Source organism: Asticcacaulis aquihabitans (assembly GCF_032490435.1).
GTDB lineage: Bacteria > Pseudomonadota > Alphaproteobacteria > Caulobacterales > Caulobacteraceae > Asticcacaulis.
Genome location: NZ_JAVGWM010000002.1, coordinates 113,414 through 128,104, shown reverse-complemented (window position 1 = coordinate 128,104; position 14,691 = coordinate 113,414). Strand labels below are relative to the sequence as shown.

At 59.1% G+C, this 14,691-nt stretch carries 10 protein-coding genes; 6 read left to right on the top strand and 4 right to left on the bottom strand.

Translation table 11 applies throughout. The features are described from left to right. Positions 1–94 precede the first annotated feature (94 nt). The 4 genes from RCJ00_RS07590 to RCJ00_RS07575 all read right to left on the bottom strand — a co-directional run bounded on the left by RCJ00_RS07590 (position 95) and on the right by RCJ00_RS07575 (position 6,004). Positions 95–1,609, bottom strand: a complete 1,515-nt coding sequence (locus RCJ00_RS07590; RefSeq protein ID WP_316221194.1) for a CehA/McbA family metallohydrolase — start codon at positions 1,607–1,609, stop codon at positions 95–97. 12 nt (positions 1,610–1,621) lie between these two features. Continuing rightward, positions 1,622–4,315 carry a TonB-dependent receptor gene (locus tag RCJ00_RS07585; protein WP_316221193.1) on the bottom strand — a complete coding sequence of 898 codons (2,694 nt, stop codon included), beginning with the start codon at positions 4,313–4,315 and terminating at the stop codon, positions 1,622–1,624. 181 nt (positions 4,316–4,496) lie between these two features. Further along, complete coding sequence (locus RCJ00_RS07580) at positions 4,497–5,444, bottom strand: FecR family protein (RefSeq protein WP_316221192.1); 948 nt, start codon at positions 5,442–5,444, stop codon at positions 4,497–4,499. Then, positions 5,426–6,004, bottom strand: coding sequence for an RNA polymerase sigma factor (locus RCJ00_RS07575; protein ID WP_316221191.1), 579 nt, complete (start codon positions 6,002–6,004; stop codon positions 5,426–5,428). The genes RCJ00_RS07580 and RCJ00_RS07575 overlap by 19 nt, the downstream gene beginning before the upstream one ends. Positions 6,005–6,389: 385 nt before the next feature. On the opposite strand from RCJ00_RS07575, the gene RCJ00_RS07570 reads away from it, so the two are divergent. The 6 genes from RCJ00_RS07570 to RCJ00_RS07545 all read left to right on the top strand — a co-directional run bounded on the left by RCJ00_RS07570 (position 6,390) and on the right by RCJ00_RS07545 (position 14,691). Then, entirely contained in the window at positions 6,390–9,140 is a 2,751-nt protein-coding gene (locus tag RCJ00_RS07570; protein WP_316221190.1) for a TonB-dependent receptor, read from the top strand. Positions 9,141–9,211: 71 nt separating this feature from the next. Then, positions 9,212–10,669, top strand: a complete 1,458-nt coding sequence (locus RCJ00_RS07565; protein ID WP_316221189.1) for a sugar porter family MFS transporter — start codon at positions 9,212–9,214, stop codon at positions 10,667–10,669. Further along, positions 10,666–11,466: an SDR family NAD(P)-dependent oxidoreductase gene (locus RCJ00_RS07560; protein ID WP_316221188.1), complete on the top strand. Its 801-nt coding sequence runs from the start codon at positions 10,666–10,668 to the stop codon at positions 11,464–11,466. The genes RCJ00_RS07565 and RCJ00_RS07560 overlap by 4 nt, the downstream gene beginning before the upstream one ends. Positions 11,467–11,487: 21 nt before the next feature. Then, positions 11,488–13,110, top strand: a complete 1,623-nt coding sequence (locus tag RCJ00_RS07555) for an alpha-L-fucosidase (protein WP_316221187.1) — start codon at positions 11,488–11,490, stop codon at positions 13,108–13,110. A gap of 34 nt (positions 13,111–13,144) precedes the next feature. Further along, positions 13,145–13,489 (top strand): UxaA family hydrolase, encoded by a 345-nt coding sequence (locus RCJ00_RS07550; RefSeq protein WP_316221186.1) that lies wholly within the window; start codon positions 13,145–13,147, stop codon positions 13,487–13,489. Then, positions 13,486–14,691, top strand: coding sequence for a UxaA family hydrolase (locus RCJ00_RS07545; RefSeq protein ID WP_316221185.1), 1,206 nt, complete (start codon positions 13,486–13,488; stop codon positions 14,689–14,691). The genes RCJ00_RS07550 and RCJ00_RS07545 overlap by 4 nt, the downstream gene beginning before the upstream one ends.

The window sequence follows — 14,691 nt, the reverse complement described above, 5'->3', positions numbered from 1 at the left end:
CCCTTGTGCGCTATGTAAAAGCTTCGCTATTGCTTGGTGCAAAGGCTGCGCGGGCAGGATAAACTAAGTATATTTCAGTATTATGATTGTAGATTTATTTTTTATATATGTTGAAATATATCGGGTTGGATATCATTTTAATATTTCCATCCTGGTCGTGTATATTTACGCGCACCCACTGGGCGCCGGGGCCCTTCGGGGTGACATGAAAACTAACAGTGGCCTGTTCGGATTCCACAGACAGAACCTGCGGCAGGGCTTTACCATTGAAAATGAGTTCGGCGTGACTTCCTGCTTCGCCTTTAATTTCGACTTCTACTAAAACGTTGCTTTTAGCGCGGACCGCCAAAGTTTCGCCCATCACCGCCATTTTTTTTTCACCTCGGCCTTCAACGCTGGCTTTGAGGTCCAGAATGCGATCGGCACCGACCCCCATATCGACAAAGACGCGGCCTTTTTTCAGGCCGTGGAGCAGGTCGGCCTGGGAGAGGTTTTCGGCGTAGATGACAGTGGTTGGCAGGCCAACCGGGCTGCGATGGTCAGGCGTGTCCGGAGCATCGTGATTGTCGCTGCCGCCGATGGCCGTGAGATGATAGCCTTCGTTCAGGCGGGCCTGCCAGAAGGGAATGCCGTCGGTCGGGCCTTCAACATCGTGCTGGGCGAAGACCGAACCGCCATTGACCACTTCCACGGCGTCGATATCGGTGTAATCGGTTGGGGCGTCCCAGCCGCAACCCATACAGGCTTCACCGGTTGGTGCCATCGGGTGGTTGATTGAGATCAGCGCGCCCTTGGTATGGACGATCCCTGCCAAGGTCTTGACGTCGGGCAGGTCCTTCGTACCAAGGCGGAAGGGGACGAATTCGGTCGTGCCAAAGATATTGGCGTGGCCGTGGAAGGTGGTGATTTCACGCGCCGGTATCAGCAGCAGGGTATCGAAATACGGTTGTAGTTCGCGCTCAGCGTCATATTGCGAAGTCGAGTTGTGATCGCTGAGCGCAATGAAGTCGAGACCGCGCGCCTTGGCGGCCTGAAGTGTCAGAAACACTGGACACGGTACGGTCCGGCCGCCGAGGGACAAGCAATTGCCATCGGAATGGGCGCTATGTGAATGAAAATCGCCGCGATACCATCCGGCCTTGTCGTTCAATGGCTTGTCGGTGAAGGCCGAGACAGCTGCCTTGTCATTGACATGGCCAAAGGTGATTGCGGCCTCGTACTCTGAGGTCGCAGCTGGCCGCATATTGGGTACGCCCATGACCAGGTTCCAGGTGCCGGCGATAATCGGGCCGGGTAGGTAAGAGGGGGTGGCATCAGTGGCGGACAGGGTAAATTCTGACTTGTTGCCGCCGCTCCAGCCGCGGAAGCCGTTCGGGTCATTGAGGCCCAGGTCGATGGTGCTTTTCTGTTCGCGGCCGGTATAGTGGAACCTGACGCTAATACGGTTGACGCCTTCGGGAACTAGGAACGGCAGGTCGATATAGGTTTGGTGCGTGGCGCCGGTCAGTCGGCCTTTCAAAACGACATCGGGGGCCGCAAGGGCCGCCTTCGCGGATGTTAGGGCGCACACGGCGGCGAGGGCGGTGAGGCCCAGGATTTTCAGGGACATATGGCTCTCCAATTAAAGTCTAAAGGACAGGGCCGCGCGGAAGCTGCGGCCGAATATCGGCCGGGCGGCAAAATAGGTCTCGCCGGTGTCACCGCTGACGATCTGACCGGCGCGCGGATTGCCTTCTGTCAGGCCGAGGGTCTGACCGAGATTGTCGCCGGTGAGGATAAAGGTCAGGCGTGGCGTCAGATCATAGCGCAAGGCGACGCCGAGTGTGGCATAGGCGGGTAGGCGCGCGGTATTGGCGGCATCGGCGAAACGATCACCGTAATATTCGATCGGGGTTTCGATGCGGCCACGTCCCTTGGCGAAGCCATAACCAGGCGTCAGGCGAACCATAATTTCGGGGACACGCAGCAAGCGGTTGCCGCTGAAGTCGCGGACCATCGCCGCACCATTGACCAGTTCGGTATAGCGCAAGGTCTCGAAGCGTGGCTTTTGCCAGGTCGCACTCAGGGCCAGATCCGGGCCGTTGCGGTCGCGGTGCGCGCGCCACAGTGCCTCGACCTCCAGGCCAACGGTCAGAGTATCGCCATAGGCGGCGCGTTGCGAATAGGCGTTGGTCTTGGCGTCAAAGACGTTATCGGTGACACGATAGGCGGAAAAGGCGGTCGAGAAGGCGACAATTTGCAGGTAGCTGCCCGGGGTCGCATGCTTGAATCCGAACTCGGATAGGGTGACGGGTTCGGTGTGGATGTCGCCGGCGGGGGGCGAGGTCAGGTCGGTCAGGTTGGGCAGGTACCGGGTGCGCGTAAGGCGACCATAGATCTGGGTTCGGTCATCTATCGGCCGGGTCAGTCCAAGGGACAGTGTCTGGCCGTCGAACTCACGTGACAGAAGACTGAACTGTCCGGTGCCGCCCAGCACCGTATCGTCACCGATATGAAGGGTATCCGGTCCCTGAAAGGCTTGGCTTTGTTCGACATTGGCGGCCAGCTTCAGTTGTTCCAGCCGGATGCCGATGTCGGCGCGCCATTTGCCGAAGGTCCATTCGTCGGTGCCGTATATTGCGATCGATCGCTCAGTGCCGGAATAGTTGTCAAACTGAGCGCCGTAGCGGGTAAAGCCATCCTGGGTCATGGCGCCTAAGGCATTTCCGACGGCATCGTAGGCCACGATATCCAGGCGCCGCGCCTGATTGCGCACTTCCAGTAGAGTGGTGGCGGTCAGGCGTTGCATCGACATGTTCATCTGGGCCACATAAAGGCCGGCGGTGAAATGATGCCCGCCTGCTTGACCTTCAAGCTTCGTGTCACTGATCAGTTCGCTGAGCGGGATGCGCACCGAGGACAGGGTGGCGTCGATAGCCAGTCCGTCCCCGGCGAAACCCGTACCGTCGGCATAGCTCAGCCCGAGCTGCGTGGCTTGTGGGTAGATGGCCTGCGCCGCCGGTAGGTAGGTCTTCAGTTTTTCGCTGGCCGTATTGGGGTAGCCAGGGAAGAGCCCGTTGCGCCAGGTCGATGAGCGGCGCCAGCGCAGGCTTTCATTCAGAGTCAGGGAATTGCTCAGTTCATAACGAAGCTTGACCGTATATTGATCCAGCAGGACCTGGGTGCCGCGGCTCAGATCGAACGGGTAGGGCTGCCCTTTTGCATCAAGCATTTTCGCCGCGGCGGTATCCGGGCCGGCCAGCGTGCCATAGAGCGCATCAAAGCCGGGCACGGGCTTGATCTCACCGTCGGCGGTCACTTGCAGCGGCACGGGCAGGTAGAAGGCAACGCGGTCGTCGAGATGTTTGTAATCCAGGGAGAGTTTGACGTGGTCCCATTGGCGTTGAGCCCTCAGCCGCCATTGTCCGCCTTGGTCGGCGGTATAGCCCGTCGGTCGCAGGCCGTTGTCGGCACGATAAAAACCGCCGGTGGCCACGCGCCACTCACCCAGAGGCCCGCCGGTCCACAGATCGACGCGCCGGTAATTGCCGTCGCCGGCTTGCAGTCGCAGACGCATTTCCGGCCGCATCGGCGCCTCGCGCGGAATGAGATTGATCAGGCCGCCCAAAGCATTTGAGGCGAAGACGGAGGCCGGGCCGCCGCGCACGACCTCGACCGCCTGGAGGGTGTCGTCGATCCGAAAGGACTGGTCGGCATTGAGATAGCCCAGGCCGGGGTCATGCTGAACCGGAAGACCGTCCTCCTGGACGGCAAGAGACGAGAAGCCGTCACGGGGAATGCCGCGGGCGCGGATATTGTTTGATGCCTCGCCGCCGGAGGATTCCACCCATAAGCCGGGCACAGCCTTCAGCAGGTCGGCGGCGCTTAAGGCGCCTGACATCTGGATAGTATTGGCCGTGAGGCGTGTGACGGCATAGCTGGACTCAAGCGGTGTACGCGACAGTGCGCTCACGCGGGCTGTGACGATGACCTCTTGAGGCGCCTCGTCGCTCTGGATAGCGGAGGGTTGCGCGGATGATTGTCGTGAAAAGGTCTTAACCCGGCGTCGGATCACGTAGGTATCGCCGGCCTGAACGACTTCGAAATCCTTGCCCGCGGCGCGCTGGAGGGCCGCCTGCACGGCCATTGCGCCGGAAACCGGGTGGCTGTTGCGCCCTCTGACCTCGGCGCCAACGAAGATGATTTGGATGCCTGCCTGATCGGCAAGCTGCGACAGAGCGGCCGCCAATGGACGGGCCGGCACACTGAACGGCTGGATAGCCTCGGCATGTACTGTCTGGGCCGGCAAGATCGCAGCGGCAAACAGCAGACACAAGGCCAGGGATATAGTCCCCGGTCCGCCCTTTACCCTGTTCCGCCTGAACCCACTTTGCGCCACTTAAGTCCGCCCGTGCCGTGTTCGTAACAACACTCTAAGCCCTCTGTAACGCGGTCTGATGACGGGGCCGCCAGTTGTCACAAACTCTTCACGCTACACGGGGTAGAGGCTGTCAAAGCTAGAAGGCAGCGTGACCTTTTTGCGAAATTTCTATGACATTGTCGTGGGTTTGGACCTGTACCGGATAGGCGAGACCGAGCGCCCTGGCAAAGCTGTCTGAGGCGCCAACGCGGTAGACGCCGCTGACCGGCATGTCAGCGATGCCCGGCGTGGCGATGACCAGGCGCGTGCGGGTATAACGATTCATGTCGGCGACCGCGTCACGCAAGGGGGTCTCATTGAAATAGACACGTCCGCGCCGCCAGTTGCTGACCCGGTCGATGTCGGCCACGCTGCGCTGGCGCACCAGGCCGTGCTCATCGAGTGTCACGGCCTGGTTGGCAGTGAGTATAGCCGCGCCGGCCGGGTTAGTGGCGGCATGAGCACCGGCCAGGACACGGCCTTCTTCGACATCGACCCGAACGGAATTCGTGTCGCGCCGAACGTTGAAATGCGTGCCGGTGACGCGGACTTCGCTCGCACCACTAACCACCACGAAAGGGGCACCTGCCAGCTTGGCGACATCGAAATAGGCTTCCCCGCGTTCCAGCGTTACGCGCCGCTGTCCGCCATCTATGTGGACAGATATCCGGCTGTCCGTGTTCAGTGTGACCTGGCTGCCGTCAGCCAAGGGCACCAGGCGTTGTTCGCCAACGCGAGTGACATAGGTTTGAGGTGACAGGACCAAGGCCAAAGCGACCGCAGCGATCGTCGCGCAGGCGGCCATGCCCGCACCCAGGGTTTTTATGCCGTCGGTGCGCTGCCAGAAGGGCGCGCGATAAGGGGTGCGCAACTCAGCCATGATGTGGGGGTCGGCCCGCAGTATATCGAGCGCATCCCATGTCTCGGCAATCGCCGCTTCGTCTTCGTTGGTCGAAGCCGTCATATCTTTAGAGGCGAGGAGGCGCATAGCCGCAGCGTCCAAACGCTTCCGCTGGTCCTTATCCCTCATGTTCTTTTCGGCCATCCGGCCTCCTCCAGGGTAATGCGGCACGCGACGAGGGCGCGGCTAAGGTGACGTTCGACGGTACGCAGCGGCACGCCCAGTTCCTGGGCAACCTCCGGCAGGCTCATGCCGTCGAGGCGATGCAACAGAAGGACACGGCGTTGCACCTGAGGAAGTTTGTCCAGTGCCTGCCGGACTCGGTTCAGGTTTTGCCGCCAGTGCAAAGTGTCAAAAGCCGAAGGGGTTTCGGCGGCGACATGGTCTTCCAGTTCAATATGCGAATCGTGATGGCGCACGCGGCGTCGGCGGAAGTGGTCGCGGACAATGGAATCGGCGGTTTTGAAGATGTAAGCGGCCGAAAGTTGCGCGGTCGGATCGGCGCTGAGGATGCGTGTCAGGCGACCATAGACGTCTTGCCGGGCATCGGCGATATCGTCCTGCGCTAAGCGGCGGCCCAGGTACCGCCAAAGCCGTCGGTCATAGGCCTCAATTACGGCTGCCAGAGCCCGCGTGGTCGCGGCACTGGCGTGTCCCTCGGCGAGGCGGCCAGGCAGGTGAATAATATTTTCCGGTTCCGGCATTCAGTCAGACTTCGAACTCTGGGCACAGTGATTACAAGGCGCTAACGGATAAACGCAGTCTGGCCCAGACCCCGCCACGTGAATTTTTTATAACGCTGGCGCTGCCCCTATCATTTGCCGTCCCTCGCCGGTGCGGCATGATAATTTTTGCGGATATGGCCGGCATGTTCTCCACCAGCTTTCAACGGAGCTAATGCTAATAAATAAAATTAAATCAATTAATACAATGTGTTGATGGTCGAATTATTTTCCCAAATAGCCGGCAAACGGCGGGTATATCTCCAACGCTTTCCCCAGTTTACCGCCTAGCGTTTTACAATTGACACGACGTATCACCAATGATACGAATGTTGACAAGGCCATAAAGAGCCTGCTGGAGGAAATAATGCTCAAAAAAGGGAATGCGCGCGGACACCGTGCCGCGCTGGTGAGTTCGGCCGCCTTATCGACAGTGATCGGTAGCCTGTTGATCTGCGGGGCGCCGGCAATGGCGCAATCGTCAGATACGAACAACAAAAGTGAAAAAGCGAAGGACGACGATACGACGGTCGTCGTCGTCACCGGCTATGCCGCCAGCGTGCAGAAAGCGCTGCGCAACAAACGTGCCGCGGACGTCATCAGCGACGGTATTGCATCTGAGGATATCGGCAAATATCCCGAACAGAATATCGCCGAATCCCTCCAGCGCGTCACGGGCGTGCAGATTTCCCGATCGTTGGGTGAGGGGCAGTTCCTCAGCGTGCGCGGTCTTGACCCCAAGTTCACCAACACTTTGTACAATGGTCGTCAGTTACCCAGCGCTTCGGGCACACGTGCCTTCGACTTCCAGGTATTGTCGTCGAACTTCGCCAACCGCGTCGACGTCTACAAATCCCCGACCGCAGACCTGATCGAAAGCGGTCTGGCAGCCACGGTCAATATGCAGACCATCGATCCCCTCACCATCGGTAAGCGCCGTCTCTCGATTAGCGCAGAGGCTGGTGTCGAGGAGCAGCGTTCAGGCAAGGTCAATCCGCACATTTCGGCCCTGTACAGCGATGTCTTCCTGGGTGGCAAGCTGGGTGTCAGCGTTGCCATCGACAGCAATGATCGCGCGTTTGACAGCCAGAATTTCAGCACTGACGGCGTCCTGCAGGATTCAAGCTATACGGCCGGTACGGCCTATCGCGTTTACGGTATCCACCAGAACGATCTGATCGGTACGAACAAGCGTCGCAGCGCCACCGCTACGATCCAGTACAAGCCGACGGAAAACCTCGAACTGCGACTGGATTCGATCTTCTCAGATCTGAAACAGCGTTACAACATGTTCCAGGGCAATAACTGGTATGTCGGCGCCGGCGCGCTCGGCTTCTCGCCGACCAATTCAGTGACGGTCGATGGCAATGGCGTAGAGACGGCGTGGTCCGGCTCCAATGTCTTTGCGTGGCTGCAAGCCAACCGTTACGAATTCGATCAACAGATGCAATCTACGGCTCTGTCTGCCCGCTATACGTACGGCGACTGGGACCTGCGTGGCGAATTTTCCTATGGCCGCGCTATTGAGCGCACGACCCAAGCCTATATTTCCTGGGCAACCCGTTCACCTGGTGCAGACATATATTATAACACGACTGACGATCCAAAGGGGCCTTTGACCTTCGGCTTCAATAACGGTTTTGATCCGAAAGATCCGTCGCATTACTACTTCTTCGGTGTTCAAGGCTCCTACCGCCAGCCGACGACAGATCGTATCGCCAATGCTAAGTTCGACGCCACGCGACACCTCGATAAGGGCTATCTGAAGGCGGTACGGTTTGGTGTCAATCTACAGGATCGCACTCTAGCCACAACACCGAACTATATGACCAATTCGTCAGCGGGCCTGCCGTCGGACATGAGTTCCTATCTGTTTGTTTATAACAACCCGGATTATTTCAAGAGCTATAACGGCGGCGCTAATTTCCCGACCAGCTTCCTGACGGTAGATCTCGATCGGTTCCTCAGCGACTTCCCGTTAGCGGAGCTGACTAAGTCGAATCCTCCCGTCCAGTCCCTTACGACGACCACTGAGGTACAAGAAAAGTCGCAGGCGGCCTATCTGCGATTTGATTTTGCCGATAGCGCCGATCTGCTGCGCGCCAATCTGGGCGTCCGAGTGGTCAAGACCGACGAATACTCGTCGGGCTATGTGCCCTCGCCCGGCGCCTATCTGATCTATGGATTGTTCGGCGGTTCCAATTCGCTGAGCTATAGCGATGCGGCCGTCCAAGCCCAGAAGTCCAGCAACACCTACGTGCTTCCCTCACTCAACGTTCGTTACCAGCTTGGCAACGACATTCTGATCCGGTTTGCGGCAGCACGCGTCATGCAGCGTCCGGATATGAACCTGCTGGCTGCGGCCAGCAGCCCAAATGCCTCTTCTGGGCCGCCACCTTCATCGACGGATACTTGGCGCGGCACACTGGTTCAGGGCAACCCAGACCTGAAGCCGTTCCTGTCCGATCAATTCGACTTGTCATTTGAATGGTATTTCAATCGTCAGAGCATGTTGGGCGCGGCGCTGTTTAGCAAAGATGTTCAGAACCTCGTTCTCACGAACTACAGTACCCAAGCCGCCGACGTCCATATGAATGGCAGCAACGAAATTCGGCAGATAACCTTGTCGGTTGCTCAGCCGGTCAATTCGGAATCGACCAATATCAAGGGCATTGAAATCGGTTATCAGCAGGCATTCGACTATCTGCCGGGGCTATTGAAGCACACCGGTGTGCGCGCCAACCTCACGCATATCTGGTTTGGCAAGGTGGTGTTAAACCAGGGTTCCGACCCGCTACCGCTGACCGGTATTTCTAAGGATACCTACAATCTTGGCGTCTACTATGATGACGGCAAGTTCAGCTTGCAAGCTGGCTACAACTATCGTGGTCGCTGGGTGCAAGACCCGCTGAGCTTCTTCGGCGATGGCATATTCACCGAAGGATATGGCCAGCTTGACTTGGCCGCAAACTACCGGGTGAACGAGCGTCTGAGCTTCAATGCCTGGGTCGTGAACGCGACGGAGTCGGCCATGCGCCAAACGAACAAGTATGGCGTCACACGCCTCTATGCGTTGGACGGCCGCCGTTACTCGATCGGCGCCCGGATAACCTTCTGATCCTGAGTACCCGCCGTCGACGGCCGCCACAAGGTGGGCGGCCGTCGATCCGGCACATATGGAGATGTGTAATGCCTAATATTATTGAACCGGACATGGGAGATCCTGCTGAAGCCATTGCGGGCGACGGCGGCAATCTCGTCTTCGTCACTCTAGTCTGCCTGGTTTCAGCGATCGGGGGGTTTTTGTTTGGCTATGAGACGGTTGTGATTGCTGGCGCCCTGTCGCTGGTTACGGCGGAGTTCCATTTTTCGGCCGTGATGGAAGGATGGTTTGTAACCTCCGGCCTGTTCGGTTGCGCTGGGGGTGTATTGCTCGCAGGACGCTTGTGCGATGCTATCGGCCGCAAGAAGGTCATGTTGCTGTCGGCGTTTTTATTAGGGCTGTGCGCGGTCGTTTGTTGCGTTGCAGCGACGGCGACATGGCTCATCGCCGGGCGTATTATCGGCGGACTTGGGGTTGGGATCGCGTCGGTGGTATCTCCGCTATACATTTCTGAATTGGCGCCGCCCAAGGTGCGCGGACGCCTGGTGTCTTTGTTCCAGCTGACAATTACCCTGGGAATCGTTTCGGCGATGATCACAAATGCCGGGGTGCTGGATTTCGCGCAAGGCGCAGGCGGCGCCGCGCTGACCGGTCTCTGGCATTGGTTGGTCGTCCAGGAAACTTGGCGCGCCATGTTTCTGACCCAGCTTGTGCCCTCCGTCGTTTTCTTTCTGCTGGCGCTATGCGTGCCGGAAAGTCCCCGCTGGCTGAGCCTTGCTGGCAAGCAAGAGAAGGCGCGCGCCGTACTTCTCCGCCTGCGGGGCAACGCTGATATTGCCGATGCGGAACTGACGCAGATCGCGCGCTCGGGTACGAAGGTGAAGGGTGAAGCCATATCCTGGTGGAGTGCCGCCATTCGCCGTCCGTTGTTCCTGGGTATCTTCCTGGCTGTTTTTTCGGAACTCAGCGGCATAACTCTGGTGATGTACTACGGTCCTGTCATACTGGAAAAGGCAGGCATCTCGGTGGGTTCATCCCTGGGCGGCCACGCGGTGATCGGTATTGTGCTGGCTTGCTTTACCGTCATTTCCCTGTTCGTGGTTGATCGCTTTGGCCGCCGACCGGTCCTGCTGACGGGTGTGGCCGGCGCCTGCATCGCTCTGGCGGCGACTGCCCTGTGCTTTGCTTATGGCGTCAGTGACGGCGCCCTGATCATTACCCTGCTGTGCCTGTTTGTCGCCTTTTTCGCCTTCTCTATCGGGCCGATCAAATGGATCGTCATTTCCGAGATATTCCCGACCCGCGTGCGCGCTCCGGCCATGGGCGTGGCAACCGTGGCCGTGTGGCTCACCGATATGGCCATCAACCAGGCCTTTCCGGTAGTCCGTGACACCCTAGGCGTTTCGGCCATGTTCCTTGCCTGTGCCGCCTTCCTGGCGATCCAGTTCTGGGTGGTGCTGAGCAAGTTGCCGGAAACCAAGGGACTGCCGCTGGAAGATATCCTGTCACTCTGGAGCAATCAAAATATGAAGAGGGTGAAATGAGTAGTGATAAAACAGGGCCGGATTTTACAGGTAAGACTGTTATAATCACGGGCGGCGCCGGCGGTCTTGGCAAGGCCTTCTCGCTGGAATTTGCCCGGTTGGGGGCTCAAGTCATCAGCAACGACATTGATCCAGCAGCCGGCGACAGCCTGACCCACGAAGCCGAAGGCTTGTCCGGACGGATTCACTTCGTCGCTGGCAGCATGGGCGAGGCTGAAACTTGCGACCGGTTGGCTGCAAAGGCTGCCGAACTGGGCGGCACGGACATCCTGTGTAACAATGTGGGTATTCAACCGGCTGCCAGTTACGTACCGGCGCACGAGCTGGATGACGCGTTGTGGGACGCCATCCTCACCGTCAACCTGAAGTCTTTCTTCTGGATGGTAAAGCGCTGCGTGCCGCAAATGAAAGCACGCGGCAAGGGCGCAATCATCAATACCGCCAGCGTGCAGGGCCTCCAGTCGCAGCGCGGCGCGGCGGCTTACGCGGCATCCAAGGGCGGCATCCTGTCGCTGACGCGGCAACTCGCCCTGGAATATGCCGAGGACAATATCCGCGTGCTGGCCATCGCACCGGGCACCTTTGATACGCCGCTGCTGCGTGATGTAGCAGCGGGCATCGACGACAAGACCTACATGGAGCGGCTGCGTAAAGCCTATCCGATGAAGCGATTCGGCAATCCGGAAGAACTGGCGCGCGTCGTCAGCTTCCTGGCCAGCGACGGGGCTTCATTCATGACCGGCGAATGCGTGACGGTCGACGGCGGGATCATGGCCCAGGGCGGCTGGGCGCAATAAACAATTAAGGACTTATCAAAAATGGCAAATGTGACACGTAAGACCTTCCTCCTCAGTGGCCTGTCGACGATGGGGTTTCTAGGCACGGTCGCCGGCGCTCCGGCGGCTGCGAAAACTGTAAAGCCGGTCTTCATGGCTTCGGGTAGCGCGTCGGCCGGAACCTCTGTGGCTTCTCTCCGCGACGCGGAATTGATCCCCCAGCTTAACCCAGTGATCCGGCTCTATCCGGCAAAGGCCCTATCACGCACGGGAGAATTCCGTTTCGGACCGGGCGAACTGGAAATGATGTTGCCTTTTCTCGGTGCGGGGGAAATCGCTTGGACTGTGAACGCGCCCGAAGCCGGCAAATACAATGTCGCCCTGTGCTATTCGACGACCGAAGCCGGCACCCCGATCACTGTGTCGGCGAATGGCGAGGCCGAACTGCCTTTCGCCGCGACTGTCACCGAGGGTTTCTTCTATCCGCATCCGAATGGTCCGTCGGCCAATCCGGGCGATCCGGACTCGGATACCTTCTGGACGCTGCGCCAATATTATATGTTTGAGCGCGTTGCCATCCAGGGTGAGCTCAGTCTGGTGCGTGGTGTAAATATCGTCAAGCTTGCCGTAAAGGGCGAAAAGGGGAGGGAAATCTTCCGCTTGCGCTCGCTCGAACTGACTCCGGTGAGTCAGGTCGATGCTGTCGCTGCGGCCGACGCCCGTGCCAAAGCCAGCCGGTCCAATACCGATTGGTTTGCCAACGCGGGTTACGGCATGTGGTTTCACTTCCTCGATCTGACAACGCCGCCGAAAGGCCCGCGTATTCCGTACAAGGATGCGGTGAACGCATTGGACGTGAAGAAGTTGGCCAAGATGGTCGATGACTGCGGCGCCAGCTATCTGATCTTTACCGTCAACCACGGCAACCCGACCTGCCCGGCGCCGATCAAGAGCTGGGAAGCGCTGCACCCCGGCTGGACGACCGAGCGAGATCTGATTGCAGAACTCGCCGACGCGTTAGGCACCTATGGCATCCGGCTGATGCTGTATATGAATTGCCCAGGTGTTGGCAAACTGGTTCAGATGCCGGGCACCGCTGTCGATCTTCCGACCTATAGCGAGGCGGAATATTCCCGCCAGTTGATCAGCGTGTTCGAGGAATTCGGTCGGCGCTACGGTGAGAAGCTGGCGGGCTACTGGTTCGATTCTTGGTTCCAGACTCTTGAAAGTTACCCCAATCTGCCCAACGAACGCCTCTATACCGCCATGAAGACGGGACACCCGAACCGCCTGGTATCTGTCAATCACTGGTCTTTCCCTACGGAGGTACAATGGCAGGACTACTGGTGCGGTGAAATCACCGACTTGCCAGCCAAGCCGTTTGGTGCGCGCTACATCAAACGCGGCGCAGGCGCTGGCCTTCAGGCGCATGCCTCGATCTACCTCGACGCGCCGTGGTTCCATATAACCGAAAACAAGGAAATGGAGCCGCCGCGTTATTCCGCCCAAGTGCTGGCGGACTATATCCGCACCTGCCAGAAGGACCAGGCCCCCGTCACCATCGGTGTCGGCATCTATCAGGATGGCACAATCGGGCCGAATTCTTTCACCGTTCTGAAGGAACTGCGCGGCCTCATCCGTACCGGCCGCAAACGCAAGGCGTGATCCGCCTGAATTCCATCCTAAACAAAGTGAGACCATGACTGTTCAAGAGTCTGTAGCGTCCGTCAGGGACAATACACCCGGCCATAAGCCGCCGGCGATTGTCCTGTCGCCGGCCGACAATGTCGCCGTGTGCCGACGTAATGTGCATGCTGGGGAAATCCTGCTTATGGAAGGAGAGGAGGCGGTCGCCTGCACCGATGTCGCCCTGGGGCACAAGGTGGCGCGCCGCTTCATCCCGCAGGGCGCGGAGGTGTTTAAATACGGCATGTCGATCGGCTCGGCGACGGCCGACGTGCAGCCCGGCGAATGGGTGCACCTACATAATCTCAGGAGCAACTACATCTCTACCCATACGCGCCAAACGGAGGCACGCTCATGATCATTACCGATGGTTATCTTCGTTCGGATGGCCGCAAGGGCATCCGCGATGTGCTAGCCGTGATCTATCTCGTGGAGTGCGCGCATCATGTGGCGCGGCGGGTGGTGGACAGGGCCGACGACGAGGACGTTCATCTCCTCGGCTTCTCTGGCTGTTATCCCAACGACTATGCGCTACGCATGATCAAGGCGTTGGCCACGCATCCCAATGTCGGGGGCGCGATCCTGGTGTCACTGGGCTGCGAGGGCTTTGACCGCGAAGGGTTGTCCGCCTTTATCGCCGCCAGTGGTCGCCCGGTCGAGACCGTGGTCATCCAGGAAGCCGGCGGCACGCGTTCGGGTGTTGAGGCGGCGCTTGATGCGGTCCGGCGCGTGAAAGTGCAGATGAATGCGCAGGCCACGCGCGTGCCGATGGATATTTCCGAGCTATCGATTGGCACGATCTGCGGCGGTTCGGACGGAACGAGCGGCATCGCCGCCAATCCTGTAGTGGGCAGGGCGTTCGACCGCCTGATCGATGCCGGCGCCACCTGCATTTTCGAGGAAACGGGGGAAATGATCGGCTGCGAGGGCGCCATGAGCATCCGTGCGGCGTCGCCCGACGTGGCCGAGGCGATCAATGTCTCAATCCACAACGCCGAAACCTTTTATCGCGCCATGGGCTATGGCAGCTTTTCGCCGGGTAATGCCGAGGGAGGGCTTTCCACCCTGGAGGAGAAGTCGGCGGGCGCCTATGTAAAGTCAGGCAGCCGCGCCATTAACGGCGTCATACGCCCGGCGCAGCAGCCGGACGGGCCAGGGCTCTATCTGCTTGACGTCGTGCCGGATGAGGCGCCGCGTTTCGGATTCCCCAACACATCCGACAATGCGGAGATCGTTGAGCTAATGGCCTGCGGCGCGCATATGACCCTGTTCACCACGGGGCGCGGCTCGGTCGTCGGATCGGTGGTATCGCCAGTGATCAAGATCACCGGTAATCCGGAAACCTTCGCTCGCATGCACGAGGATATGGATGTCGACGCCGGCCGGGTCATGCAGGGAGAAGCCACGCTCGACCAGATCGGCGACGAATTGTTCGACCTCGTGATCGATGTTGCCCGCGGGCGCCGCTCTAAGTCTGAGGCTCTCGGGCACCGCGAATTCGTTCTCAACTACAAGTCCATCGACGCCGTCGGTCCGGCCTGCCATCCGAGGCGCTTATGA